Source organism: Paenibacillus sp. GL_099_B, assembly GCF_057835695.1.
The window spans coordinates 6,155,370-6,181,896 of the sequence record NZ_CM174430.1 but is presented as its reverse complement, the minus strand read 5'-3'; the positions used below and the strand labels follow the sequence as shown (position 1 = coordinate 6,181,896).

The following is a 26,527-nucleotide window of genomic DNA, read 5'->3' as shown; positions in this document are numbered from 1 at the left end:
CCCGTTTTTACTGTTTTTGGCGGATATTTTCCGGCACAGTCTTGATTTTTGACCAAAGTTGATTTACGATTTGATTGGTGAATTACAAGTGTGGACGGGTATCAGAAGGCGGAAGACCCATCAGCATGTCTGGGGGAATAAGGGTGGACAATTTGGAGAACAGGCTTATTAAGCTGGTACTGAAGGGTGACCAGCGGGCCTTTGCAGAAATCGTTGAGTTATACAAGGACAAGCTGTTTCATCTGGCATACCGGATGCTGAACAATCGTCATGAAGCCGAAGACGTTGTACAGGAGACGTTTTTGCGTGTGTTTCGCAATATGGAGAAGTATGATCCGAACCAGAAGTTCTCAACCTGGATATACCGGATTGCAACCAATCTGTGTATTGACCGCTTACGGCGGAAAAAACCTTCTTATTCATTGGATGCAGAGCTGAATGATCAGGAAGGGTCTGATGGTTATGCGATGCTTCCAAGTGATGATCGTACACCAGAAAGCGAAGCACTGTTGTCTGAGACACAGACACTTATACGTGAAGCGATTGACAGTTTGCCGGCCAAGTATAAATCAGTCATGATTTTGAGATATTTACAGGACTTGTCGTTACAGGAAATCAGTGATGTGACAGGTATGCCCGTAACAACGATTAAGACTCGTGTTCATCGGGGTCGTGATTTTTTGCGGAAAAAGCTGGAGTATAAGTTGTAAATGTAAAACGTCTGTATTTTGGGCGAAATTATTTGAAACATATCCGAAACGGATACGTATGTAATGTATGCAAGTCTTATGCGTGCTTTTTGGCAATGCAAGGACTAAGTGATCTAAGAAAGGATTGGCTCTCATATGGATTGCAACTCGGCCGTCTCTTTAATGCATGAATGTTTGGATGAGTCGTTGTCCCCGGCCCAGAAGGTTGAACTGAAAAGTCACCTTGTGACCTGTCCGGATTGTCGCATGCGCTTTAAAGAGTTGGAACAGACGGAAATGCTACTCTTTGCCATGAAACACTATTCACCGTCTGCCTCGGATGAGCTGACCAATCGAATTATGAATGCTCTGCCCCAGCCCAAGAGACAGCAAGTATGGCTCAAATGGGTCAAAGGACATCCCGCGCTGACGGCGGCAGCCTTCTTTTTGGTCGTGATGCTCTTTAGCGCCTGGAATTTCTGGAATCAGAATAACGAAATGGTCGTTAAGGGAAATAATCTGGACCAGATCGTGATTGAAGGAAACACGGTTATTGTTCCGGAGGGCAAGTCCATTGCTGGCGATCTTACGATAGAGAATGGAACTGCTCAGGTATACGGTGATGTAAATGGCAATCTGACGGTCATCGACGGACAGTTGTATCAGGCTTCAACGGCACATATTTCCGGTCAGGTGAAAAGTATTGATCAGGCGCTGGACTGGTTCTGGTACAAAATAACCAATATGGTAAATGAAGTGGCTTATCGCTAAAACAGGGTAAATTCTTCAATGGTATATACCAAGCAGGGTACCTCCAGATTGCTGGGGTACTCTTTTTTTATCTAATGACTTTGTAATTTATGGGATTTGTGTTGTTTCTGCGCAGTTTGTGACTCCCGTAACTTGCAACCTGAACGTTAACGTTATAACCTAGATACTAAAGAGAACATACTACTACATATAGATAAGCTTTTTGCATAAATCCAAAGAGCGTTTTTCAATCAGGCAAAATATAGATCGAAATGATTCTATTCGTCTATACGTTGGTTGGATCAGAGTGCTCCTTCCTGGCCAACTTTTGTACTTGAGGGCGAGCCTGAATGGATTATGCAAATGCGAGAAAAGGATTAATTAAATCCTAATGGGTTAATATGAGAGCAGGGTTTACTCATCAATGGGGATAGCGGGGGCTGGCTTATGAACTATTTTGCTGACTTAACGTGGAAAGAGTCCATTAAGGACGTTATCGATATATTGATCGTTACTTATATTATGTACAAATTGATTTTGCTTGTGCGGGGTACCCGTGCTGTTCAGTTGCTTAAAGGTATTCTGTTCCTTGTGGTGATCTGGGCATTAAGTACGTGGCTAAACCTCTATACGCTCAAATGGCTGATGAACCAGATGTTTACGTTTGGTGTCGTTGCGGTCTTTATTATCTTTCAACCGGAACTGCGCCGTGGTCTGGAGCAATTGGGTCGTGGCAAGCTGTTTGGGCGTTCGGCAGCAGCAAGTGATGAAGAATTAACGGTATTAATTGGTGAGATTATTAAGTCTGTGAATTATTTGTCACGGCGAAAAATTGGTGCACTGGTTGTATTCGAACGGGAAACGGGTCTGAACGATTACACGGAGTCCGGGATCCAGATGCAATCACTGGTCAGCTCAGAGCTGATGATTAACATCTTTATTCCGAATACACCGCTCCATGATGGAGCCGTCATCATACAGGGCAAACAGATTTCGGCGGCAGCCTGTTATTTGCCTTTGTCCGAGAATCCGTTTATCAGCAAAGAGCTAGGAACGCGTCACCGTGCAGCTATTGGGATTACCGAGGTTGCGGATGCGATCTGTTTGGTTGTTTCGGAGGAGACAGGACAAGTGTCGCTTGCGATGAATGGACAGGTTGTTCGTGATATTAAGGAAGAATCGCTGATTGCCAAACTATACGAAGAACTCCGTCCAACATCAAATTTGACTAAAAAGAATGGTTGGACTACCTTCTGGAAACGGAAGGGGGGACGTAAAAATGGATAAATGGTTCAATAACAACAATTTTGCCAAGATTCTTGCCCTAGCGGTGAGTTTGTTGCTCTGGTTTATGATACATCTGGACGAAGTACCAACTACACCAACGATCTCGACTGGGACGACCAATAAGGTTGTTGAGCGCACTGTGCCTGTTCAGCCTTATGGACTCGACAGCAACTCCTATGTACTTACTTCATTAAGTACGGACGAGGTCCGTCTGGAGATCAAAGGGCAGCGTTCGATGTTAACTTCGATTTTTACGAATGATGATTATAAAGTGCTAGTGGATCTTAGTCAGGTGAAGGATGGGTCCAATACGTTACCGCTAGTACCCGATCTGCCTTCCGGGGTTGAGGTAGTCAGCATGGAGCCTTCCATGGTTACGGTCAACGTGGAGAAATTGGGCACCAAATCCTTCGATGTGAATATTGTACCCGAAGGAGAACCATCCGCCGGATATAACGCTGGAACGCCCGTTGTTGAACCTTCAGGTCCAGTTAAGGTAACTCTGCCGGAAGGGCAGCTTGACGCCGTAGCGAAGGTTCAGGGCAGTGTGAGCGTGAAGGATGCGAAGGGTGACGTTACGCAGAAAAAAGTGAAGCTTCAGGCATATGATGCGGAAGGCAAGGTCATTGAAAATGCGATTGTTACACCAGAAACCGTTGAAGTCCGTATTCCGGTCAGTCAGCCCTATACAACTGTGCCCTTAAGAATCAAATATTCGGGACAGCTGCCGGAGGGAATGGTGCTCTCCACGGTTGAGCCAAGCGTGAAAGAAGTCTCGGTTTACGGAACAGAGGATGCGCTTGCGGGTATACAGTCCTACGACCAAGTAACCCTTGATCTTACTCAGTTCGCTGAGGCAGGAACGTCGACAGTTAACGTGGACTTGACGCCGCCGCCCGGTTTTGAGAAAATCGAGCCTAGTTCGATTCAGCTTAAGGTGACGGTATCGCCTTATGATGAGCTTCAGGAGACGACCAAAGTCTTTCCGAACGTACCCATTACGCTTACTGGCGCGGGGAACGGGCTGGAAGGGACACTGGTTACTCCCAAAAGTGGTGGCTTGAATATTACGCTTAGAGGTTCTTCAACGATGCTTGAAGGTCTAAGTAGCGATGATATCAAGCTGACTGCGGATCTTGCTGGACTTGCGGTAGGTACGCATGAAATAAAGCTTGAGGCTGACTTGCCTCGTTTTGCCAAACTGGATGAGTCATCAGTTGATCTGAGCGCTACCGTCAAAATTAGCGAAAAGGCTGATGATACGACGGTTGCTCCCGGCGAGGAGCCGAGTGATGAAGGAACGGTGGGGCCTGATCCTTCGCCAGCCGAAGTCGAGAATGGGGATACCGAAACTGCTCCTGGAGAAGAAGAAACGGAATCGAATACGGACAATCAGGAGCAGAGCCAGCAGGGGAATATCAGTCGAGGTAACTCCAATAACAGCGGTAGCAGTAATAGTGGCTCCAATCCGTAAAAGAAAATGTTCAGTTCAGAATTTTAAAAATAACGTTTATGCTCTTATATGATGCGAATAGAAGGAGTTAGATCATGGGGAAATATTTTGGTACAGACGGCGTAAGAGGTGTTGCCAATAAAGAGTTAACGGCGGAGCTGGCTTACAGCATCGGACGTTGTGGTGGTTATGTGCTTGCAGGTGGTGTGGAAAGACCAAAAGTGGTTATCGGTATGGATACCCGAATCTCGGGGCTTATGCTGGAATCCGCACTGGTTGCAGGTTTGTTGTCCATTGGCGCCGATGTAATTCGTCTGGGCGTTGTATCCACTCCTGGAGTGGCGTATATTGCTCGTCTGCTGAAAGCCGATGCAGGGGTAATGATCTCGGCCTCCCACAATCCGGTTGAGGATAACGGAATCAAATTTTTTGGGGGAGATGGCTTCAAACTGTCGGATGAGACGGAGAACCAGATCGAAGAACTAATGGATGCAGAAACGGATCAATTGCCGCGCCCTGTGGGTGGTGGTTTGGGGACCGTTACTGTGGATGAAGAATCCCGTTATCGTTATTTGGACTACCTGAAAACAACGGTAAATGAATCGTTCTCAGGACTCAAAATTGTTCTGGACTGTGCTAACGGAGCAGCATATGAGCTGGCACCCAAATTGTTCAGAGAACTTGGTGCAGAAGTCATTGCCATTGGCGCTGAGCCTAACGGCCTGAATATCAATGAGCAATGCGGATCAACGCACCCGGAGCATTTGAAACAAGAGGTGCTGAAACATAATGCGGATCTGGGCCTTGCTTTTGACGGGGATGCGGATCGTCTGATTGCTATTGATGAGACAGGCGCTGAGGTCGATGGTGACTTTATTCTGTGTATCTGTGGTGATGCGATGAATCGAGCAGGCAAGCTGAAAGACAGTACCGTGGTATCTACCGTAATGAGTAACATCGGATTCTACAAAGCAACGGAGAAACTGGCACTGAAAACAGCAAAGACTGCCGTGGGTGACCGTTATGTGATGGAAGAAATGCGCCGTGGGGGTTACAACCTGGGTGGAGAGCAATCCGGTCATGTTATTTTCCTGGATTACAATACAACAGGCGATGGCATGCTGACAGCGATTCAGCTCGTGGACACGCTGAAGGCTTCTGGTAAAAAACTGAGTGAACTTAAGGCGCTGATGACCCAGTACCCACAAGTATTGGTGAACGTGCGTGTTGAAGATAAGAGTAAATACGAGGGCAATTCTGCGATTGAGCAAGCCATTGCTACAGTAGAGCAGCACCTGGGAGATAATGGACGTGTACTTGTTCGTGCGTCCGGGACCGAATCCCTGATCCGTGTTATGGCGGAAGGACCAGATAAGGATGAACTTGAACAATTCGTATCTCAAATTGCAGATGTTGTGCAAAAAGAACTGGTATAGGACCTGATCGATAGGCCTTCCAAACACGGTTGTTTCAAGGGAATCACTGTCTCATAAGGTTTAATCTAACAGGGGTTATGCCATACAAACCCATATTCCTACGTCCCGGCCTAGTGAGACCATGGGTCTGTTTATCTGGTCGGGATTGTGGGTAAATATGCCGAAATTGTCACAGGTACTTTGCTCCATTGCAAAATGAACCTGACGTGCATATAATGAGTGGAGTCGTCATTCAGACACAGAAAGTGAGGATCGTAAGGTACTAGTTACACAAGCGCCAGAGCTTGAAGTTGCGCGGGAAGGATTTTGATCGGTACGAATCTTGAAACAATGAAGATGCTACTGAGCAAGATCGACGGCAATCAAGCTGACGAGGTGGAGGTGTTCGGATTGTTCGGCGGGGACCTCCCGGTGATGCACCAGAGCCGTAAACCGGATTGCGGAAAATGGATGGGTGACTGTCCACACAACGCGCCGGTAGGTGCAAGAGTCAACTAAAATTCAAATGAATGTGCGCGAAGAGCGTGAACAGTGCGCGGACGGGAAAATGATGTACATTCATGATTGCATCTAATAACAGCTTATGACTGCGGGGCGGCAAGAGGCTGCTCTGATCATTGATAATTGAATAATTGAAAGTATTCATGATACGTTAGGCAATCATTTTCATTTTTCCGATATGCCGTGCCAGCTTGTTTCTCTTCGTGACACAGTATTCATATACAATCGGAGGAACTAAACTATGTGCGGTATTGTTGGATATATTGGTAATAAGAACACTCAATCGGTATTGGTCGAAGGATTGAAGAAACTCGAGTATCGTGGTTATGATTCTGCAGGTATCGCGGTATTCACACCAGAAGGTCTGCAAATCACGAAAGCTCTTGGTCGTCTTGCGAATCTTGAAGCTAAGCTGGATGGTGCACCACTGGTAGGTAATGCCGGAATCGGACACACACGTTGGGCAACTCATGGTAAACCATCGGATGAGAACTCTCATCCACACACGGATGGAAGCCAGAAGTTCTCAGTTGTGCATAACGGTATTATTGAGAACTATCTGGATCTGAAGGACGAATTGATGGCTCAAGGTCACACGTTCACTTCCGAGACAGATACTGAGGTTATTTCTCACCTGATCGCACGTGAATACAATGGTGATATCGTTAAAACAGTGCAAAAAGTGATCACGTTGTTGCGTGGCGCATTCGCACTGGGTGTATTGACAGAGCATGAGCCTGAGAAACTCGTAGCTGTGCGTCAAGCAAGCCCATTGATTATTGGTATTGGTGAAGGCGAGAACTTCATTGGTTCCGACATCCCGGCAATTCTGGAACATACACGTAACGTGTACATTCTGAATGATGGTGAAATGGCTGTATTGACACATGATGCTGTCGAATTGATGACGATTGAAGGTAACTTTATTTCTCGGGAAATGATTCGTGTCGATTGGGATGCTGTAACCGCAGAAAAAGGCGGATTCGAGCACTTCATGCTGAAAGAAATTCATGAGCAACCAAAAGCATATCGTGATACAATGCTGGGTCGCATCGATAATGAAAGCAAAAAGGTTCAACTTCCTGAGTTGAAAATGACTGAAGAACAAATCAAAAATATCCGTAACGTTCAAATCATTGCATGTGGTACAGCGTACCATGCAGGTCTGGTTGGACGTACAGTGATTGAGCAATTGGTACGTATTCCGGTTGAAACGGATGTGGCTTCCGAGTACCGCTACCGTTCCCCGATCGTGAGCAAAGATACACTTGTGATCGTGGTGAGCCAATCTGGTGAAACGGCTGATACACTTGCTGCACTGCGTGAAGCACAGTCAAATGGTGCACATGTACTCGCCATCACTAACGTTGTAGGTAGCTCCATTGCACGTGATGCGGACGATGTGATTGCAACACTGGCAGGACCTGAAATTGCTGTAGCTTCCACTAAAGCGTACACTTCGCAATTGATTGCGTTCAACCTGCTGGGTCTGTACCTTGCACAAGTTCGTGGAACACAAACAGCAGAAGAGATTGCTCATACGCTGGCAGCAATGCAAGCATTGCCTGAGCAAGTTGAATCCATGCTGGAGCAAGCGGAAGCCATTAAAGGATATGCAGAGCAAATCTCCAAACATGAACATCTCTTCTTCATCGGCCGCGGTCTGGATTATGCAGTAGCACAAGAAGGATCGTTGAAACTGAAAGAGATCTCTTATATTCACTCCGAGGCGTATGCTGCGGGTGAGTTGAAACATGGTACGCTCGCATTGATCGAGGACGGTATCCCTGTCATTGCTCTGGCAACGCAGGAGAACGTTCTGGAGAAAACAGTGAGCAACATCAAAGAAGTAAAAGCACGTGGTGCAGACGTACTGGCAATTACGTATGAAGAGCACGTAGCACCATTGCTGAAATCCGTTGACCAAGCGTTTGCGATTCCTAAGACGTTGCCACTGCTCAGCCCGGCTCTGTCCGTTGTAGCATTGCAATTGCTTGCATACTACGCTTCCCTGGCACTGGGTCACGATGTGGATAAACCACGTAACCTGGCGAAAAGCGTAACGGTAGAATAAGGGATTAATCCTTAATCTCAACGATGTTAAATCAAAAAGGGTCCTGATGACTAACAGTCATTAGGACCCTTTTTGCTATGCACGAATAATTAAATTTGTGTCCAGAACATCTAAATATAAAGGCATTGTCCTCTGTGATAAGTAAGCAAAACTTTTCAGTTGAATGTAGGGGGAATCACAGCACACGACTCTCCAAATTAATTTGAATCAATAGAGTAAAAACCATTCTGTAGTCGAATACTCCCAGTCCGTCCAGTTTCAACCTTCACCTCAGTGGAAAATACACCAGGCATACGCCCGTCTGGGAACCAGGGCATCTCTTTGTCGATTACAATAAACATGCCTCCTGCGTCACCGATCGGGGCAAATTGTTTTCCGTCTCCGGCAAAGGGTTGAAGGTGATACTGTCCATTCATTTTGCTTATGGTATCGGGTACATCATCGACAGGCAGGCCGATCTCGCTAATGCATAGCAGCTGCCTAGAATCAAAGGTTTCTTCGGCTGCATTATCCAACGAATGGTGAGCGATGAACTCCATCAAATTACCACTCGGGTCATAGAAATAGAAAGCTGTTGCATCCCAGTAGGGAAAATAGAACTCATCTTTATCGTCCTTGGAAAGCAAAGAGATGTTTCGATCTTGAACCCACTTCTTGGCTTCAGCGAGTTGGTTTGTCGGAATCGTAAATGCGACATGATAGAAGGGCTTTTCCTGACCAGAAGCCTGCTGAAATGAAAGGATCGAATCTCCTGTGCAGAACGATACGGCCGATGTACTTTCCTCCAGTAGCTCCAACTCCAATAACGTACCGTAAAACTGCTTCATGGCCTCCATTTGATCTGTGAACAAGTTAACCTCTTTTATTTGCATTCAAGTCACTCTCCCACTGAACTTATCCTTGATTAAAATAATCAATAGTTTTCTCAATAAATGCTTTGGCAGATTGGGTCAGGTAACGGTCGGACCGATGAATGATCTCAAAGTGACGGTAAGGGGCATCGTCCGTGATTCGGATGATGCGTAGTGTTGGTTCATTCATTGCCTTGATCAGTGGATATGGCAGCACTGTTCCGCCAATGTTAGCTTTGACCAGACTAATAATAGAGGTTGCCGAGCTTGTCTCCATGATCGTATTCAAGGTAAAGCCATATTTGCGGCAATAGCCATCAACCAGTTCTCTGCCTGTGAATCCTTCCGGAAACATCACCGTCTGAATATCGCGCAGTTCCTTAATTCCAATCTCATTTCGTTCAGCCCAAGCGTGGTTCTCAGAAACGACGAGTACGTATTCTTCGCTGCACAAAGGAATGCGGACAAGACGATCATCAGAAATGGAAGTGAGCTCGATGCCGATGTCTACTTCGTTATCCAACACTTGATTTAGTACATAAATCGAAGAAACAACCTTTAATTTCACCTTGGGATAATCGGCATGAAAATTAACGAGCAATGGAGTAAGACGGTAGTCCAAATCGGACGGTAGGACCCCAATCACCAGCTTGCCTCGCTGATCATTGCGGAATTCAGCTAACGCATCCTGGGTATTTTGTAAATGCCGAACCATTTGTACACAGTGCTCCAGGAATAACGTTCCCGCCTGGGTCATCACAATCTTTTTGCCCACCCGATCGAACAAGGGAACGCCCAACTCATCCTCCAACGCTCGAATCTGTTGACTCAAGGTAGGTTGAGAAATGCCGATTTTATCTGCTGCACGTGTGAAATGGAGTTCCTCACAAACAACGATAAAGTTCTCCATTTGACGGATTTCCATATGTATCTCCTCGAATCATTGGTTTTTATAATCATTTTAATAGAAACTATTGTATTGTTCAATCATTGTAATGCTTCTATACTAGTCTTGCACCACAAAAAGATCTACAGCCTGGATCATTAGTGAATGCAACTATATAACCATACATGAGGTGATCCATAGTGAAACTGTTTTATATTCTTCTGGCGCTTATTCTGGCTTCATTGAATTTGCGACCACCCATTACATCCATTTCACCACTAATGAGTACCATACAAAGTGATCTGGGTATTAGCGGAATTACCGCAAGTCTGTTAACCACGCTTCCGGTATTATGTATGGGTATATTCGCTCCATTTTCCGTGAAGCTAAGCAGGAGGTGGGGGAATGAAGGCGCGATCGTTTTGGCTTTATTCCTCATTGGACTAGGTACGGTATTGCGGTTGTTCGTGGGTGCAACACCTCTGATGATGTTTACTTCATTTCTATCCGGTGTAGGGATAGCATTGGCCGGTCCACTGTTGTCCAGCTTTATCAAGCAGTACTTCCCTACGCGAGTTGCTGCCATGGTGGGGCTCTACTCTACAGCCATGGTCGTGGGGGCCAGCATTAGTGTTGGATTATCGGTTCCCCTTCAAAATCTCCTGGGGGGTTCCTGGAAGGGGTCGTTATCGCTGTGGGCATTGCTTGCCGTCATTGCTTTGCCGATCTGGATGAAATTAGCCTTGTCAGCACGAAAGGATCGACAATCGGGGCAGATTTCTGCTGTGAACGTTGAAGCTCTTCCAGTGAAAAATATACGAGCATGGGTGCTGACATTGTTCTTCGGACTGATGGCAGCGATCTTCTATTCATTGACTGCATGGCTTGCGCCTGCGATCCAGAGCCAGGGATACACGAAAGAGACTGCCGGCAGCATCCAAACGTTATTTACGTTGATTTCATTGCCGTCTACGTTATTCATTCCAATGCTCGTTCACCGTTACCAAAGACGTGTATTTTGGCTTGTTGGATGTGCGTTAATGGAGCTAATAGGAGTCTTAATGCTGAACCTGTCCGTCAGTCCATGGCTGGCCGCGATCCCACTCGGCATTGGTGCCGGGGGACTGTTTCCGATCGCTCTGATGCTGCCCATTGATGAGACGAATAACGCTCAGGAAGCCAGCGCCTGGTCAGCCATGACTCAATCGGGCGGTTACATTCTGGGCGCGCTTGGTCCACTGGCGATCGGCTGGCTCGGTGATATCACGGGCAGCTTTGTTCAAGCGTTCTATGGTCTGGCTATAATCATCGTGCTGCAAATCATAGTTCAGTTGGCGATAGGCAATAAAAGAAGCTCTCCAGCGATTCATGATAAATCAGAGTCCAGAGTTTGACGAAAAAAGATTGATATCGATGTGCGATGAGGTCGTAAACATCAAGTGGTTAGTTGGTGGCGATAGTTAAACATGGTCGAGTAAATCCAGATAGTGTTGTTTTAAGGATTCCTTTAAGGTATCGGGCTCCATGATCTTGATGGACTTGCCAAAGTTTGCGAGATAGCGAATGATGAACTCAAGCTCATGGGCTTCATACGATCCGACAAGAGTCATCTCTCCAGATTCGTTGATGAGCTGCATGGATGGAAACTGTTCTTGCTGGAATAGTTCAACCCCGGCTTCATTGATCATACATTTGAATGGGATGGCATTCTCTGATGGTTTCCATAACGAGTGGGCATCCTGTAGATTGAGTTCATTAATATGTGTTATAGGTTCGATGTCTGTCGCCTCGGATGAGGTGATTCGGTCACATCGGAACACACGGTACGCCTGTTTATCGAGATCATACGCCTGGCAATACCAGTAGCCTTTCATGGCATAGAGGGCGATTGGCTGAATGGTACGTATGCTCGGCTTGGGTTTGTCGGGATTTGAGCTGTTATCGGGGTTACTGCTACTGCTGAGAATATGTTGTTGATACGTGATCTGTATCACTATATTCTGAACAGCGGCCATCAATAGAAACTCCAGATGCTCACTATCCCGGATTTGCTCGGTGTGTCGGAAAGAGACCCGATGCTGGATTTGTTCAATATCCTGTCTCTGGTTTTCGGATAGGGCACTTAGAAACTTCTCGTGAATGGAGCGAAAAGAGATCTGAAAGGGCAGGTTGGTAAAGCTGCGTAATGCCTGCATGGCAAAGTAGAGGGCATGGAGCTCACTCGTATTAAACGAAATGGGTGGCAGCTGCATCTGCTGAAGCAAACGATACCCTCCATAACGTCCATACTCGACATAAATGGGTGCACCGATTTCCTCCAATGACGCGATGTCTCGTAATGCGGTTCTCTTGGATATCTGAAACTCCTGCATGAGATCTTGCAGGGTGAAGTGTTGTTTTTGATTGATAAAGCGCAGCATCTGGTTCATGCGTTCTGATTTTTTCATAAAAAAGCCTCTCAATGGTGCCATGGATTGGCACCTATTTTCGTTATATTAAATAGTGTAATCCAATCAAACGAAGGAGGCAATACAGATGAATTTTGAAGTGATCCCGTTTCTGTCGATGAATGGAGACGCTGCGGCAGCCATTGCTTTTTATGAGAAGTACCTGGGGGCTAATGTGTTATTCAAGAAAAATTACAAAGAGATGAAGGAAATGAACCCGGGGTTTGAGTATCCTGAAGGGCAGGATGAATATATTACACATTCGGTACTCCAGATCGGGGTAAACAAATTGATGATTGCTGAGGAAGAAATGGATACGGGTCGACCGTGGCAGCTGGGAAACAGCACGTCATTATGCATTCAATCGAAAGATAAGAATACGATGACAGAGCTGTATAATTCGCTGGTACAGCATGAGCAGGTTACGGTGTTGGTGCCTTATGAGCAAAACGAGTTTAGTCCGGGGTATGGAATTGTACGTGATCCGTTCGGAATCGTAATTCAGCTTTGTGTGACGGTGCATGATTTTTAATTAGGTGAAAATGAATCCGTCATGAGCCTGGAGGATGTATATCCTTTGGGCTCATTTTGAATTCTTTACAAGTTGCAGTGTTCTCTAAACTTTCTGTAAACGGGCGGCATCCAACTTGGCAAGACGTTTCATCACTTTCTTAAGCATAACGGAGGCTTTGACACGGAGAGGAAGATCGTTGGAGATTTCGATGCTGTACGTACCAGCGAGAATCTGCTCTTTGAGTTCGGCAACCGATGCGCATGGACGATCCAGCACATTGAATACACTGCCGTATTGCAGGCACTGGTGAGTATCGCTTCCGGCAGTGACGGGTTTACCGTGGGACTGGGCGAATGGTTCAACCTGGCTGCGGCACGTCTCGATGCCGTATTGGTACATATCCTTGGCGTTCAGATCAAAGGCGTCCAGGCGTCCCAACAAATCACGGTCCAACTGATACAACGGGGTGGACTCGCGGAAAGGGTGTGCGCCAATTTTGAGCAGAGGCCAGGCTTCGGCCAAATCCAGCAACTCGGCAAAAGGAATGAATGAACCTTTGGATGTATATTGTTCCAGGCCGCTGCGGACGACAAGGATATGTTCTTTTTGACCCACCAGCAAAATATGTCCTGTCTCCTGAATATCCACTTCCATACCGGGAAAAATGCGCAGCCCATCTGCATCGTAGTACTCTCCGTTGTATGGATAGAGACGATCCAGCGTCTCATAGACCTCGTAGAAGTTGCGGGTGTTAAAATGTTCGGTAAGCGCGAGGGCTTCAAGCCCGCTGGTTTTGGCTTCGCTGACCATTTCGGTGAAGTAATCGACTGAGAAATCAGAGTTTTTGGATAATTTGCCGTGAGTATGAAGATCAATGCGCATAAAAGACACTCCTTTATTCCGTGAATGGTTAATGAGTTGAATTACAGTATTTCGTAATGCCCGCCAAGCCAGAACAGCAGTGCAACATAGATTGCCGATCCGGCGAGAAATCCGAGGTCACGTGAGGTGATTTTCAGATGGGCGAGCTTCAGGCGTTTGGACTCGGGATGTTTCATGCCGTACGAGAAACCGCGTGTCTCCAGTGCTTCCACGGTTGTGCGGGAACGTTTGGCGGTAGCCAGCATTAGCGGGAAGAAAGACACAATGAACAGCTTCATATAGTAGACAACGAGCCGCCAGTAGAGCCATCCGTGCCGGGAGGGAACCTGACCCCGCAGTCTGTAGGACAGCATGATGTTGCGGAATTCACCGAACAGCACCGGCAATATGCGGTAAGCATAAGAGAGGCTGAAGGAGAACGTGGCAGGCATGCCGAGCGCAAGCAACCCATCGCCAATCCGTTCCGGGTCCATGCCCGAAAAGACGGTGATACTCGCCAGCGAGACGATCGACAGCTTCAGGGTAAGCAGTAGCAGGGGGAATGCAGATTCCAGATTGCCCCCGAAGAACAGCGAGATGATAAACATCCATCCAACTTGACCGACCAACCCCAGGCAGAGAATGATAATGATAAAAGGAGCGGCTCTAGATAGTATGGTGGTAGTCACCATCAACAGAAACATGCCGAGCAGAACAGTTCCGTTATGAACAAACCAGGGAACGATGGCAAAAAAGAGATACCAGATCAGCATGGCACGGGGATCAATCCGAGATAGGCTGGCATGTCCGCTGCCATATACAGTAATCATCAGCTCAAGCTGAATGCGTTCAATGGATATTTTGTCAAACCAGTTGCGGACAAGCTGCATGATGCATATCCTCCTTGGTGAGTGATTGATTCAACAGGCTATCAACAAAAGCCTCGGTTGTCGGTGAAAGTGTCGGCAGTCCCATCCGGTGCGAGAGCTCCATGATCTGTGTAAGCGCAAGTCCGGAGCGACGTAGAAGGGATTCATCGGCAAACACGTCGGCAGGTGTGCCGTCTGCTTCCACCTGACCATTGTGAAGCACGATAACGCGACTGGCCCACTGAGTAACCAACTGCATGTCATGCGTGGCAATGATGGTTGTTCGCACATGCTGATCAAGTTCATCGAGTACACCTATCAGTTCCTCGCGAGTGGCGAGGTCCAGATTGGCGGTAGGCTCATCCAGTAGCATAAGTGAAGGCTTCATGGCTGCACCGATGGCAAGTGTGACACGCCGCTGTTGTCCACCACTGAGAAGCCGGGCATCCCGCTCTTTCAGCGGAGTAAGCCGGAAACGCTCCAGTACATGTGCAATTTGCTGGTCAGCTTCGGGGATGCGACGGTTCTTCAGGAAATACGCGACTTCTTTGCGTACACTGTCCTCGATAAACATATCGGAAGAGTTCTGAAAGATATAGGTGACCTTCCCCGCCAGCTGCTCCAAAGAGGAACGGTGGGTGACTTCACCCAGAACACTGACACTGCCTTCCTGAGGTAGACTAATGCCAGCCATCATCTTCAGTAAGGAGGATTTGCCGGCACCATTATTGCCAATCAAGGCAATCCGTTCTCCTTCATGGAGTGAAATATTAACACCACGAATGACTTCATGTTCTTTTTTGCCCAGTCCTCTGTAACGTAGCCGAGTTTGATGAAACTGTACAATAGGGATCAACGGTTCAGCAGCGGAAGCAATCGTTAGGCGCTCGGAATTTACCATCAGATTGGGAACGTCGTGTGCCAAGATCGAATAGGATGAAGGTTCATTTTGCAAAGAACCGGATGGAATGGATGGGTAATGCTCGGCAAAATAAACTTTTGCTTCTTCCACAGTAATCGGGAAGCGTTGTCCTGAACCTGAGGGGTCAGCATTTGTTTTTTGTTCCTGCGATATCTCCGCAGCCTGAATAGCCGCACGTGTCACCTCAGGAGGCTGAATGCCAAGCCGCTCCAGATCCGCAATGCGATTCAAACCTTCCCTAACAGGAAGATTCCACAAGACCCGGCCTTTGTCCATCAGTACCACATCTGCGCAAAAGTCGGCGATAAATTCAGTATGGTGTTCGATGACGATAATCGTCTTGGCATATTCCGTATTCAATCTCGAAAGGCACTCATAGATGAGTCTCGCATGCTGCGGGTCAAGCTGTGAGACAGGTTCATCCACGATCAGGATATCCGGGTCGAGCGACAGAGCTCCGGCCAGAGCGAGCAGATGTTTCTGCCCACCACTCAATTCCCAGATGTATCGGTTATGAATGGCATCCAGGCCACACATGGCAAGTGCGCGTTCACCGAGCTCCCGATAGTTGGGCAGTCCGTAATTGAGTGGTGCAAAGCAAGCCTCGTCCAAGACGGTGGGCCGCACGAGCTGGTTATCGAAATCCTGATAGACGTAACCGATCTTTCTGGACAGGTCTGCAACACTTCGGCCTTCGGCAGGCGTGCCAAGTACATGGACTTCACCGGAGAAGTCTCCTGTGTAGAATTGAGGGATGAGGCCATTGAACAACTTGCACAAGGTGGATTTGCCGCAACCGTTGCCCCCGATAATGGCTGTAAAACTGCCTCGTGGGAGTTCAAGCGAAGCTCCGTTCAGGACAGGCTCTTCCGAGCCAGGATACGTAAAGATGACATTTTGAATGGAAATGGCAGAATCCGATGCGGAAACAGAAGTAGAAGAAGAAATTTCATTATGCATAAGGGCGGTTCTCCGTACCGGGTACCGTTTTGTTTTTGCTCCGTTTAGCGCGCATGATCAGTAATGTCACCACGGCAACCAATGCAGCAGCTCCGATACTAATCCATATTGAAGCCGAACCATATTGATCTGCATAGTCCGTCTCCCAAACAGCGAAGTTGATGTCCATTTCGGACAGGGATTCCGCACCAAAGGCGAGCGCAAGCAGCAGCACACCGATCAGGACCAGTTTCGGACGGAAGAAGCCAATGCTTTCATATTTCATCCCTGGATTACGAGGTTTGATACCGAGCAGCGGTTCAATTTTGCCGTAGAGCAGGGGTACGAGATACAGCGTAGGCAGCAGAGCGAACAGGATACCTGAGAACAGTACGTCATTTAGAAAGCCAACCCCTTCGATCAGTACAACGCTTTCCGCAAGTCCAGGGACTGCTTCCAGCTGCTCCACACCGATCCACACTTTACCGATATCGACCAGCGAACTGAGGAACTGATGAATGATGACTCCTGTCATAGCTGCGACTCTAACCTGTCTGCGATTACGAGGATCACTGACCATACGTCCTGCGACATACATGGCAAAGGAAAAGGTAATGAATTTCTCCAGCTCGCCCAGTCCGCCGAATTGCCCCAGCATCAGCTCACCGAAGATCACTTCGCCAAGAGCCGCACCGAGGGCAGCAATCAAGGGATGGAACAAAATGCAAAGGGTTAACGGAATGAAGGCAAAGTATTCAACAGACAATTCAATCGGTCCAAGCTGGAGCTTGGGAATAAGCTCTGTGAACATGTTGGACAAGCCGTACAGTGACATGGAAAGAACAAACACCATCATTTTCTGTGAAGACGTCAGCGTATAACGCTCAGTCATCTTCTTCATCGATACATACCTCCCTGAAAGTTGGTGATCATCATAGCCACAGTCTAGGGGCAGAGTATTAACGGGAAAGAAGAGATTTGTAAATCGAATGTAATTTTTATTACACATTATAAAATTAATGAAAAAAATATTACATACATAAACCACTTCTTATTCTCTCAACTGATATACTGAGTGCAGAGCTATATAAATTGAACTAAACATTTACACGAGAACGTAGAGGACAGAAATAACCTGAAGAAGCGGAGCTAAAAGCTTTCTGAAAGAAAGCTACATCGGAAGCATACGCTTCGCCTTTATCCCCGGATTTTCCCCTTTGAAAAAAGGGAATCCAAAAAAAATCTGGGGGATAACAGCGATCGGAATGTTGTTCTGGCATCGAAGTGGCAAGTGTAAATATTCTTTAGTTCAATTTATATAGAAAAGGAGTGCATACGGAATGAATTTGTTTACTCATAAAGAACAGCTGTCACCAGGCCATCTGAAAATTGCTGATTTTGTTGAACGTAATCCGGAAGAGATTCTGTTCATGACGGAACAGGAGATTGCCGACAGGCTGGGGGTCAGTATTGCGACCGTATCCCGTTTCTGGCGTGCGGTTGGATATGACAATGCCAAAGCGTTCAAAATCCGGCTTCGTACATCCGAAGACACTACACCTGCCCTCAAATTAAATAAAACCATATCCCGCATGGATACGGACAGCCTTCCCGTTCAGTTACTGGAGGCCTCTGTCAGCCATTTGCAGGAGACGTTGTCTCATATGAAGCAGGGAGATCTGGAGCACGCAGCAGCCATCCTTGCAGAAGCACGAAGAGCATATGTATATGCTCCAGGGCCCTCCGCTGGTTTGGCGGAATTATTGTCCTTTCGGCTGTCCCGATTCGGATTGACGGTCATCCACCTCGCCGGAGGTGGTCATGAATTATTGGAATCACTGATGCACGTGCAACGGGAGGATGTTGTGCTGCTGATGTGTTTTACAAGACTCTTGCCTGAAGCAGAAGTCATTCTGGATTATGCCAGAGATACAGGCAGCAAAGCCGTACTTGTAACAGATCGGGAAGACTTGTTATATGGCTTGGCGACGGAGGTATCTTTTTACGTCAGCAGAGGGGAGCTTGGCGAATTTCATTCCATGGTTACTCCGCTCCTGTTAATGGAGCAGCTGGTGCTGGCGGTGGGATTGATGCAGAAGGACCGTGCGCTGTCCAAGCTGGAACGGCTGGCTGATCTGCGCAGTCGGTACGCAGACAAATTGCCGCGAGGCTGAAGGATGAAATAGGTAGCTTAATGCACAGAGATGACTACTGATAACATCAAAACTATGGAATGTTATCCCATAATTAGGGGCGGTTAATCCGTCCCTTTTTGTGTTAGCATTTGCTCATCAATTATAATGTTTAGACAGTTAGTTTATTGGGTATAAAAAGTCGAAACCGAATTGTTAAAAATTGATTTGGGAGTGATCCAATTGACTGCAATTGGAGTATACAATAATAGAGTCGTCTCTATTCAGTTGGATACATAATTGCACTATAACAGGAACTGCCAGAATGAGAACGGTTTAATCATGGGAAGAAGTCAGGGAGTGGGGATCGCTTTGCCTATATTAGATGTGGAAAAAAAAGATGTTGTCACCGATGCGCTGGTCATTAAGGCCATGGAGAAAAGTCTGGCTATCATTCGATTCGATATGGATCGCCGGGTTACGTATGTGAATGAAGTTTTTGCCCAGACGATGGGCTATACGGTAGCTGAGATGTACGGCATGCAGCATGAGCAATTTTGTTTCGACGAATTCGTGAAAAGCCCCGACTATAACGCGTTTTGGAGCAGTATATTTAACGGTACCAGCTTCCAGGACAAGGTTGAACGCAAGGATGCAAAGGGAAATCCCGTATGGCTTGAGGCGACATATATGCCCGTCTATGATGAGTTGAATCAGAATATATTGGGTGTGTCCAAAATAGCTACCAACATTACAAGCCGTCAGAATAATATTTCAGCTGTAGTTAACGAACTGAAGAAGATGTCACATGATCTGAACGAACATGCTGATATCGGCATTGAGCGAAGCCGTGAGCTGATGTCCAGTATCACGTATATATCTGAAGTTTCCGCCCACAACCGAGCGACACTGAACCATTTGCGAGAACAGGCACGTTCTATCCAGGGAGTTGTTAAAACGATTCGCGAAATTGCGTCGCAGACCCAGCTTTTGGCCCTGAACGCTGCGATTGAAGCGGCACATGCAGGCGAATATGGGCGCGGGTTCGATGTGGTAGCCAAGGAAGTACGCAAACTATCGGCCATGGTCGAAAATTCCATTAATGAGATTCGGGATAGTGTGAATGGGATAACGAAAGAGATTACGAACATTTCTGGCGGAACACAGAAGGTTGAAGGATATGTGGAGCGAAGTCAGCAGCAGATCGAGGTAGCTTTGAATGATTTTACTACCATCGCGTCATCTGCACATCTACTGGATGAGAAGGCACAGCACGTAACCAAAATCGTATAGACAAGGTAAACTCCATAACCCTGTAGGGAAGCGGGTGCCAATAGAGGCATCTGCTTTTTTTGTTGTGAAAAAACCGGGAATTATTGTGAGCAATCAGGGAAACAATACTCAATGTTACCAAGAAAGTCTAGATAATGGGGTGATCCGGATGTGGTCGAAAATACTTTCTTATTTGCCGGAGTGGCCTATTTGGGGACAGGCCTTTTTATTGTTTTTGTTGCCGATTTTGTATATGAAAGGGTACCAGTGGTTGCGATCATCCTTAAAGAAAGGGACCTTTTCCAATAAAGATCAACAAAATCAGGATGCATCGACCAATTCTTCTTCAAACGAAGAGACTGGAAGTTACGCAAATATACAGCTTACCGGGGATTATGCTAAGGATCTGATTAGTGTAAAAGCAACGTTTGGTCAGAATGCGGATGTATTTATACGGGAGTTTACGATAAGAGGAACTAATACGCCTGCGGCTGTGATATACGTTGATGGGCTAGTCGATCATGATCTGATCGATACGCACATGTTCACGCCCCTTATGATTAAGGGGGTTCCCGACACAGAGCGGAGAATATTTGAACAACCGAGAGATGCAAATGAACTCAAAGCTTACGTAAGAAGTCAGCTGCTGCCTGTTAGTCAAGTTCAGGAAGCGGAGACGTTGCAACAAGCGGCGCGGGCGGTTCTTACCGGCAAAAACGCTCTATTTATTGAAGGAATGACTGGAGCTCTTCTTGTTGGCTCAGCCAAGGGAAAAAGCCGCAGTCTGGAAGAGCCGGTATCGGAGGCACTGCTTCGCGGGCCAAGGATCGGTTTTACCGAGCGGTTAAGCGATAATACCGGAATACTACGGCAATTCGGAGGCAACAATGCCTTGTTTATGACCAAACATCAGGTGGGCACTAGGGTCAAGAGGGATCTGGTTATTGCGTATATTGAAGATATTGCCAATGCCGATCTTGTCATCGAGGTGGAAAAACGAGTCCAGAACCTTGACATGGATATCATGCTGGAATCCGGTTATGTGGAACAACTGATTGAAGATGATGAGCTGAGCCCTTTCCAACAGGTTCAGAATACAGAGAGACCCGACCGTGTAGTCAGTGGGTTGTTAGAGGGACGTGTAGCTATTTTACTGGATGGAACACCATTTGCATTAATAGTGCCGTCGACCTTCAGCATGCTGCTTCAATCTCCCGAAGATTATTACGAGCGCTGGATTCCGGGGACGTTTCTGCGTATGCTTCGTTTCTTGGCGGCCACGATTGCCCTGCTCGGACCAGCTTTATATATCTCCTTTATCTCGTTCCATCCGGGTCTTATTCCGACCAAGCTGGCTTTAACCATTATTCAAACCAGACAAGGTGTGCCTTTCCCGTCTATTATTGAGGCATTGATTATGGAAACTTCCATTGAAATTTTGCGGGAAGCAGGCATTCGTCTGCCCAAGCCAATTGGACCGGCGATGGGCATCGTAGGTGGTTTGATTATTGGGGATGCCGCAGTACAGGCCGGAATTGTCAGTCCGTTTCTGGTTATTGTTGTAGCAGTTACTGCCATTTCTTCGTTCGCAATCCCTACATATAGTGCCGGGATAACGCTGCGCATATTACGCTTTATAGGAATGTTCAGTGCAGCGATCTATGGATTGTTTGGGGTAGTCATGTTTTTCTTGTTGCTCTGCAGTCATCTGGTTCGGTTAAAGAGCTTTGGAGTACCTTATGTCACTCCGGCTGTGCCTTACAGCCTGTCGGATTGGAAAGATTTCTTTATTCGAGCACCGTTAGGAATGATGAAGCAGCGTCCAAGTATGATGCATCCGAAAGACCCTGATCGCAAAAAGTAGGCATATGGATATTCAGGAGGTGAACCATGAATCGTAAACAGGACCAACTGACGACAGTTCAAGCCGCAGCCTTTATCATCAATTACATGTTGGGTGCAGGAATTCTCACGCTTCCTCGAACCACGGTGACGGCTGCCAATACGCCTGACGTATGGATTTCAATTATATTGTCCGGCCTGTTAGTTATGTTGATGGGTATAATCCTGGTGACTCTGTGCCGACGATTTCCAGGGAAGACCGTTTTCCAATTCACTGAGGAAATTACAGGAAAGTGGATTGCTTATGTTCTGGGAGTAACGATCATCGTGTATTTCATTATCACCTCTGCCTTTGAAATCAGGGTGATGGCTGATGTCACCGGTTTATATTTATTGGAGGGAACCCCGGTATGGGCCATTGTCATGGTGTTTATGTGGATTGGTTTTTATCTGATCTCAGGCGGTGTCAACTCCATGGCTCGCTTGTATGAGATCATTTTGCCCATTACGCTTATACTTTTTGTGCTGGCCATTTTTCTGAGCAGCGATCTGTTTGAAATCAATAATTTGAGACCTGTGCTGGGAGAGGGGATTATGCCTGTTATTAAAGGACTTAAGCCTACGACTCTTGCGTATACAGGTTATGAAATCATGTTTGTAGTTATGGCTTTTATGAAAAATCCGGAGAAGGGAAAGAAAGCCATGGTCTGGGGAATCCTTATTCCTATGGGAATCTATCTCATCACATTGGTTATGGTCATTGGCAGCTTGTCTATTGAGGGCATGAAAACAAGAACGTGGCCAACCCTTGACTTAATGCGCAGCTTTGAAATTGAAGGGTTGGTCTTTGAACGATTCGAATCCTTGTTGCTGGTTATCTGGATTATGCAGATTTTCTCTACTTCTACCATTACCCATTATGCTGCTGCTCTCGGATGTTCGCAATTGTTCAAGAAGAAACTGCTGTCATTTATGATTATTTTGCTTCCCATCATTTACATCATTGCTATGCTACCAGAGAATGCGAATGACACATTTAAACTAGGCGATGCTGTCGGAAATGTTTCCATTTATTTGTTTGGTGTCATACCGCTATTGCTGCTGCTGTTGAGTATGATCCGAAAAAAAGGAGGAAAGCACAATTGAGCAGGTTCGGAAGACAATTAACCATTTTGTTTACGTTGTTGCTGCTAGTGTTTACTTCAGGGTGTTGGAGCAGTAAAGAAATCGAGGATCTAAGTGTTTATGTGGGTTTAGGATTGGACGTAGCTGATGAATCAAAATTTGAAAAGAGTATTAATGAACAAGGAGGTCATTATCCCAAAAATAACAATTTTACAGCTACAGTACAGATCGTTCCACGGATTGGGCCCAAACAGGAAACTCAAAAAAGTGCCGGTGCTTCCGTGGGGCAGTCTTTTTTGAATGAAAGTTTAACCGGAGATTCCCTGTTTCAGATCTTTCGTCAGTTTGCTCTAAGAAGAGACCGTCCGCTCATTGGTCATCATTTAAAAGTCATTGTTGTTTCCCATGAGTTGACCAAGAAATATAGCCTGGAGCAGCTGCTTGATTTTATTTTGCGAGATAATGATATCCGTCCCAGTTCCCTTGTTCTGGTGAGCCATGGAACAGCCCTAGAAGCTCTTAGCTCCATAGAGCCTGGGGAAATCCCAGCCTTTTATTTAAAGGGAGTGGTGGCTAACTCCTACCGTTCCAATAAGATCCTTCCACCTGTATCTCTTGCGAAACTTGACGGGAAGATGCAATCAGGAGCAAGCTTTTTGCTGCAGAATGTCCTTACAGCTGAGGGGGAACATAAATTTTCAGGGGCAGAGATCTATAAAGGAGAAACGAAAAAGTGGATCGGCTCCTTTAACCAAATTGAGGTTGAAGGATTGTCCTGGATCACAGGGGAGGCCCAAGAAGGAGCTGTGAAATCGTACGCTCATCCTAAGGGACATACGGTAACGTATGAAATCAAGTCCACCAAGAGTAAGATTACTCCAATAATCCAAGGCAATAACATTTCTTTTCATGTAAAGATTGAATCAGAGGGCCAACTCATGGAAGATTGGAGTTCTCCAGAGATCCCTTCAACGGATAAGTACATTCAGGATCTGGAGGTACAGTTTGCTGATACGGTCAAAGAACAAATACAGCAGGTGATGAGCAAAATGCAGAACACCTATCGGGTGGAAGTAGCCGGATTTGGCGATGAGCTGCGGATCAAATATCCGAAGGTGTGGAAAAAAGTGAAAAAAGATTGGGATGAAACGTTTAGTCAAATTCCTGTGACATATGATGTGAAGTTGAATATTAAAGATTCCGGTTCATCGACGGATTAAAAAAATGAGGGGGAAGTCCGAATTCCCCCTCTTAGAATGTTATTCTTTTGCCTACGTTATTCAATGACCAACATACGTGGGGATGCTTCACGAATAATTCTTGATGAGAACCAGGAGCCAAGAGCTGCTGCGCCAATGCTTAGGCAAGCGAACAGAATAATGCCTCCCCAATTTAAAATAAGCGGAAGATGTACGATGCCATATCCAGAAAGGACCGTCTCAAGTAGCATAGGTAGTACATACACACCTACTGCGGTACCCAGTATCGCTCCAATGGCAGACAAAATCGTTATTCCCATGGCAACCGACAATCGAATACGACGGGAGGTCATGCCAATGGATTTGTAGATTCCGTACGTTCTGCTCTCTTTACGGATACTGATTCGGCAGGTACTGAAAATAATGATGAATGTAGCAAGGATAAATAATAGCCCAATCAAGCTCATGGGATAGATGAGGATGTCAGCGGCTTCTGCATAGACCGAATCGAGCAGTGTCTTTTGGGTTACGACTGAAGCGGAAGCTTTGAATTGCTCATTTAATTCCCCTGCAATCGTATCTGCTTGCGCTGGATCTTTTAAGTTGATGAAAATGGCATCGAAATCACCGTAAGAAGGGTTCACCGTTCTCATGGCATCGATGGTAATCCGCCCTGATACGGACATGTTCGCGATCGCCTGATAGATTCCGGTGATGATGAATGTGCGTTTTTCTCCCTCAATGTAAAGATCTATGAGGTCACCGAGTTCTTTATTTAATGCCTTAGCGACACTTACACCAATGGCAACTTCATTCGCTTGACGAGGATTATCTCCTTTTAGCGTCTCAAACCCAAGCTCCTGATAACTTCCGTCGAGTACACTCAGATATAGGCTGGTGGATTGGCCCTGCATTTCTGATGAAGACTCCGGACTAACTACTCCGGTAATATTTCCTTGCCAACCCACATTTCTAATCCTCGAATCCTTTTCTAACACGTGCTTCAGCTCAGCCTGGGGAAATGTATTTTTGTTAACAACTACAGCTGCGATATTGCTATTGTCATAACCCCATTGGGCGGCAGTCTGATAAATTCCGGTGATACTGGTCAATAGAACATACCCCAGTACCAGTACGGAAGAAGCCATTGTGGTCAGCAGCAGCATCAAAACAGAACTTTTGGTGTTCTTGATCAAATTGCGGATTCCGATGACCACGGCTACAGGCAATTGGGCAAAACCAATCCAGTTACCTAGTGGCGAATTTATTCGGTTTGCCATGCGAGCATGATCCGTCTCTGACATTCCATAGCGGATGGCCTGCACCGGCTGAATGCTGCGTGTTTTTATGGCATACAGAATGACGAATAATATTACCAGTGAAAACATGGACACACCTACTAACATGGCTTCACTAATTCCGTTAATCACAATATGACGATTGCCTACCTGGAGGGAAGACACGGAGATATTAATGATAAATTTCGATACCACCACGCTCAGTGCGATGCCTGGGAGAATGGCAATAACGGATAGTAAGGAATACTGAATAACATATGTACCTATGGTTCTGCTTGAAGTAAGACCCAGTGATTTGAGAATGCCGATCGTTTTGTAGTTGGCCAGAATGGCATCCGAAATCGTGAATCCGATAGTAATAAGGGCGATTACAAGCATAACAATACCTAGAAATATCATGATGAATCCAATGATTTGGTTGATGATCAGATAGAAAGAGGAGATGCTCTCGAACTCCATCTTGGTTTCCAGGAAAGGATTTCCCATCTCGCTCGCATAACGTTCCCAATAGCTTGAATTGGTGCTGTAATCGTCGAAATGGATACCCATCATATAATTGTCTTTACCCGCGATTGAATCGAAATCCGTTTGATAATCTGTGGGATTCATCCATACTCGTGCTGTGTTGGTGAAGGGGGCTCCATATGGCACATCGACCACAATGCCGGATACCTTCAGATCAAGTGTGCTGGAACCTGTCTTGAAGCCTATCGTATCTCCTGCCGAGATATTGTAGGCATTCGCCAATGAAGTGGGAATCCAGACCGTACCTTGCTCAGGAATAGCGCTTGAAGTTCCGTTTGAAAAAATGAGTTCATCCACACCCCATGGGGGTGGAGGGGTGTTGAGCATGTAAAGATAAACGTTGGGAATATCCGTACCCTTAAAGGCGATACCTGATAATGTGCGATAGGTCAGCAATGGAGATACTTCGATTCCTTCCTGAGCAGCCCACCATTGATGTATTTCGTTGGGATTATTCAACCCTTTCTCAAACGTCAGAATCTGATGAGATCCATTGGTTTGATCATGCATATCTTTAAATTGATTGCCTGTGTTGGTCAGGATGATGACCGCCGTAGATACAAGGAGTGTAGAAAGAAGAATCAGCAGAGCGATAAATAGGTTTTGGATTTTACTTCTGCGCAGGTAGGAGAGGCTCAGTTTCAACATGGCACCC

The 26,527-nt window shown here is 46.3% G+C and carries 21 protein-coding genes; 13 read left to right on the top strand and 8 right to left on the bottom strand.

Translation table 11 applies throughout. From position 1 onward, the window contains the following. Nucleotides 1-143: 143 nt before the first annotated feature. The 6 genes from sigW (at nucleotide 144) to glmS (ending at nucleotide 8,190) form a co-directional block, all read left to right on the top strand. Complete coding sequence (sigW, locus tag AC3ITG_RS28085; RefSeq protein WP_036614044.1) at nucleotides 144-710, top strand: RNA polymerase sigma factor SigW; 567 nt, start codon at nucleotides 144-146, stop codon at nucleotides 708-710. A 135-nt stretch (nucleotides 711-845) separates the two neighbouring features. Continuing rightward, entirely contained in the window at nucleotides 846-1,460 is a 615-nt protein-coding gene (locus tag AC3ITG_RS28080) for a zf-HC2 domain-containing protein (RefSeq protein WP_062329949.1), read from the top strand. A 426-nt stretch (nucleotides 1,461-1,886) separates the two neighbouring features. Next, nucleotides 1,887-2,726 carry a diadenylate cyclase CdaA gene (cdaA, locus tag AC3ITG_RS28075; protein WP_063567044.1) on the top strand — a complete coding sequence of 280 codons (840 nt, stop codon included), beginning with the start codon at nucleotides 1,887-1,889 and terminating at the stop codon, nucleotides 2,724-2,726. Further along, nucleotides 2,719-4,200, top strand: a complete 1,482-nt coding sequence (locus AC3ITG_RS28070; RefSeq protein ID WP_489251982.1) for a CdaR family protein — start codon at nucleotides 2,719-2,721, stop codon at nucleotides 4,198-4,200. The genes cdaA and AC3ITG_RS28070 overlap by 8 nt, the downstream gene beginning before the upstream one ends. Before the next feature lie 74 nt (nucleotides 4,201-4,274). After that, nucleotides 4,275-5,615 carry a phosphoglucosamine mutase gene (gene glmM, locus AC3ITG_RS28065; RefSeq protein ID WP_489251981.1) on the top strand — a complete coding sequence of 447 codons (1,341 nt, stop codon included), beginning with the start codon at nucleotides 4,275-4,277 and terminating at the stop codon, nucleotides 5,613-5,615. A gap of 742 nt (nucleotides 5,616-6,357) precedes the next feature. Then, nucleotides 6,358-8,190 (top strand): glutamine--fructose-6-phosphate transaminase (isomerizing), encoded by a 1,833-nt coding sequence (glmS, locus tag AC3ITG_RS28060; RefSeq protein WP_076291158.1) that lies wholly within the window; start codon nucleotides 6,358-6,360, stop codon nucleotides 8,188-8,190. Nucleotides 8,191-8,387: 197 nt separating this feature from the next. Here the strand turns inward: glmS and AC3ITG_RS28055 are convergent, their stop codons facing one another. Both AC3ITG_RS28055 and AC3ITG_RS28050 read right to left on the bottom strand, forming a co-directional pair. After that, a complete protein-coding gene (locus AC3ITG_RS28055; RefSeq protein WP_489251980.1) occupies nucleotides 8,388-9,062 on the bottom strand; it encodes a VOC family protein in 675 nt (224 codons plus the stop codon). Nucleotides 9,063-9,084: 22 nt separating this feature from the next. Next, nucleotides 9,085-9,966, bottom strand: a complete 882-nt coding sequence (locus AC3ITG_RS28050) for a LysR family transcriptional regulator (RefSeq protein ID WP_489251979.1) — start codon at nucleotides 9,964-9,966, stop codon at nucleotides 9,085-9,087. 161 nt (nucleotides 9,967-10,127) lie between these two features. Here AC3ITG_RS28050 and AC3ITG_RS28045 point away from each other — a divergent pair, with 161 nt between their 5' ends. Next, nucleotides 10,128-11,321: an MFS transporter gene (locus tag AC3ITG_RS28045; protein WP_489251978.1), complete on the top strand. Its 1,194-nt coding sequence runs from the start codon at nucleotides 10,128-10,130 to the stop codon at nucleotides 11,319-11,321. Nucleotides 11,322-11,387: 66 nt separating this feature from the next. Here the strand turns inward: AC3ITG_RS28045 and AC3ITG_RS28040 are convergent, their stop codons facing one another. Then, nucleotides 11,388-12,374: a helix-turn-helix transcriptional regulator gene (locus tag AC3ITG_RS28040; protein WP_489251977.1), complete on the bottom strand. Its 987-nt coding sequence runs from the start codon at nucleotides 12,372-12,374 to the stop codon at nucleotides 11,388-11,390. Nucleotides 12,375-12,462: 88 nt separating this feature from the next. Between AC3ITG_RS28040 and AC3ITG_RS28035 the strand changes: the two genes are divergently transcribed. Then, nucleotides 12,463-12,906 (top strand): VOC family protein, encoded by a 444-nt coding sequence (locus AC3ITG_RS28035; protein WP_489251976.1) that lies wholly within the window; start codon nucleotides 12,463-12,465, stop codon nucleotides 12,904-12,906. Nucleotides 12,907-12,990: 84 nt separating this feature from the next. Here AC3ITG_RS28035 and AC3ITG_RS28030 read toward each other — a convergent pair whose 3' ends face one another. From AC3ITG_RS28030 to AC3ITG_RS28015, 4 genes are read right to left on the bottom strand one after another with little or no spacing between them, the layout of a single operon-like run. Next, on the bottom strand, nucleotides 12,991-13,770 hold the full coding sequence (locus AC3ITG_RS28030; RefSeq protein ID WP_489251975.1) for a PHP domain-containing protein: 780 nt from the start codon (nucleotides 13,768-13,770) through the stop codon (nucleotides 12,991-12,993). A 41-nt stretch (nucleotides 13,771-13,811) separates the two neighbouring features. After that, nucleotides 13,812-14,639: an energy-coupling factor transporter transmembrane component T family protein gene (locus AC3ITG_RS28025; RefSeq protein ID WP_489251974.1), complete on the bottom strand. Its 828-nt coding sequence runs from the start codon at nucleotides 14,637-14,639 to the stop codon at nucleotides 13,812-13,814. Further along, nucleotides 14,614-16,500 carry an ABC transporter ATP-binding protein gene (locus AC3ITG_RS28020; RefSeq protein ID WP_489251973.1) on the bottom strand — a complete coding sequence of 629 codons (1,887 nt, stop codon included), beginning with the start codon at nucleotides 16,498-16,500 and terminating at the stop codon, nucleotides 14,614-14,616. The genes AC3ITG_RS28025 and AC3ITG_RS28020 overlap by 26 nt, the downstream gene beginning before the upstream one ends. Further along, complete coding sequence (locus AC3ITG_RS28015) at nucleotides 16,493-17,380, bottom strand: DUF8171 family membrane protein (protein ID WP_489251972.1); 888 nt, start codon at nucleotides 17,378-17,380, stop codon at nucleotides 16,493-16,495. The genes AC3ITG_RS28020 and AC3ITG_RS28015 overlap by 8 nt, the downstream gene beginning before the upstream one ends. A gap of 439 nt (nucleotides 17,381-17,819) precedes the next feature. On the opposite strand from AC3ITG_RS28015, the gene AC3ITG_RS28010 reads away from it, so the two are divergent. The 5 genes from AC3ITG_RS28010 to AC3ITG_RS27990 all read left to right on the top strand — a co-directional run bounded on the left by AC3ITG_RS28010 (nucleotide 17,820) and on the right by AC3ITG_RS27990 (nucleotide 24,070). Further along, entirely contained in the window at nucleotides 17,820-18,653 is an 834-nt protein-coding gene (locus AC3ITG_RS28010) for a MurR/RpiR family transcriptional regulator (RefSeq protein ID WP_413030600.1), read from the top strand. A gap of 300 nt (nucleotides 18,654-18,953) precedes the next feature. Next, entirely contained in the window at nucleotides 18,954-19,904 is a 951-nt protein-coding gene (locus tag AC3ITG_RS28005; RefSeq protein ID WP_413373743.1) for a methyl-accepting chemotaxis protein, read from the top strand. A 148-nt stretch (nucleotides 19,905-20,052) separates the two neighbouring features. Then, complete coding sequence (locus AC3ITG_RS28000) at nucleotides 20,053-21,747, top strand: spore germination protein (protein WP_489251971.1); 1,695 nt, start codon at nucleotides 20,053-20,055, stop codon at nucleotides 21,745-21,747. A 26-nt stretch (nucleotides 21,748-21,773) separates the two neighbouring features. Further along, the gene (locus AC3ITG_RS27995; RefSeq protein WP_489251970.1) at nucleotides 21,774-22,871 is read left to right on the top strand and encodes a spore germination protein; all 1,098 of its coding nucleotides are present in this window, start codon (nucleotides 21,774-21,776) and stop codon (nucleotides 22,869-22,871) included. Next, entirely contained in the window at nucleotides 22,868-24,070 is a 1,203-nt protein-coding gene (locus AC3ITG_RS27990) for a Ger(x)C family spore germination protein (RefSeq protein ID WP_489251969.1), read from the top strand. The genes AC3ITG_RS27995 and AC3ITG_RS27990 overlap by 4 nt, the downstream gene beginning before the upstream one ends. 56 nt (nucleotides 24,071-24,126) lie before the next feature. Here the strand turns inward: AC3ITG_RS27990 and AC3ITG_RS27985 are convergent, their stop codons facing one another. After that, nucleotides 24,127-26,520: an ABC transporter permease gene (locus AC3ITG_RS27985; RefSeq protein WP_489251968.1), complete on the bottom strand. Its 2,394-nt coding sequence runs from the start codon at nucleotides 26,518-26,520 to the stop codon at nucleotides 24,127-24,129. Between the last annotated feature and the right edge of the window lie 7 nt (nucleotides 26,521-26,527).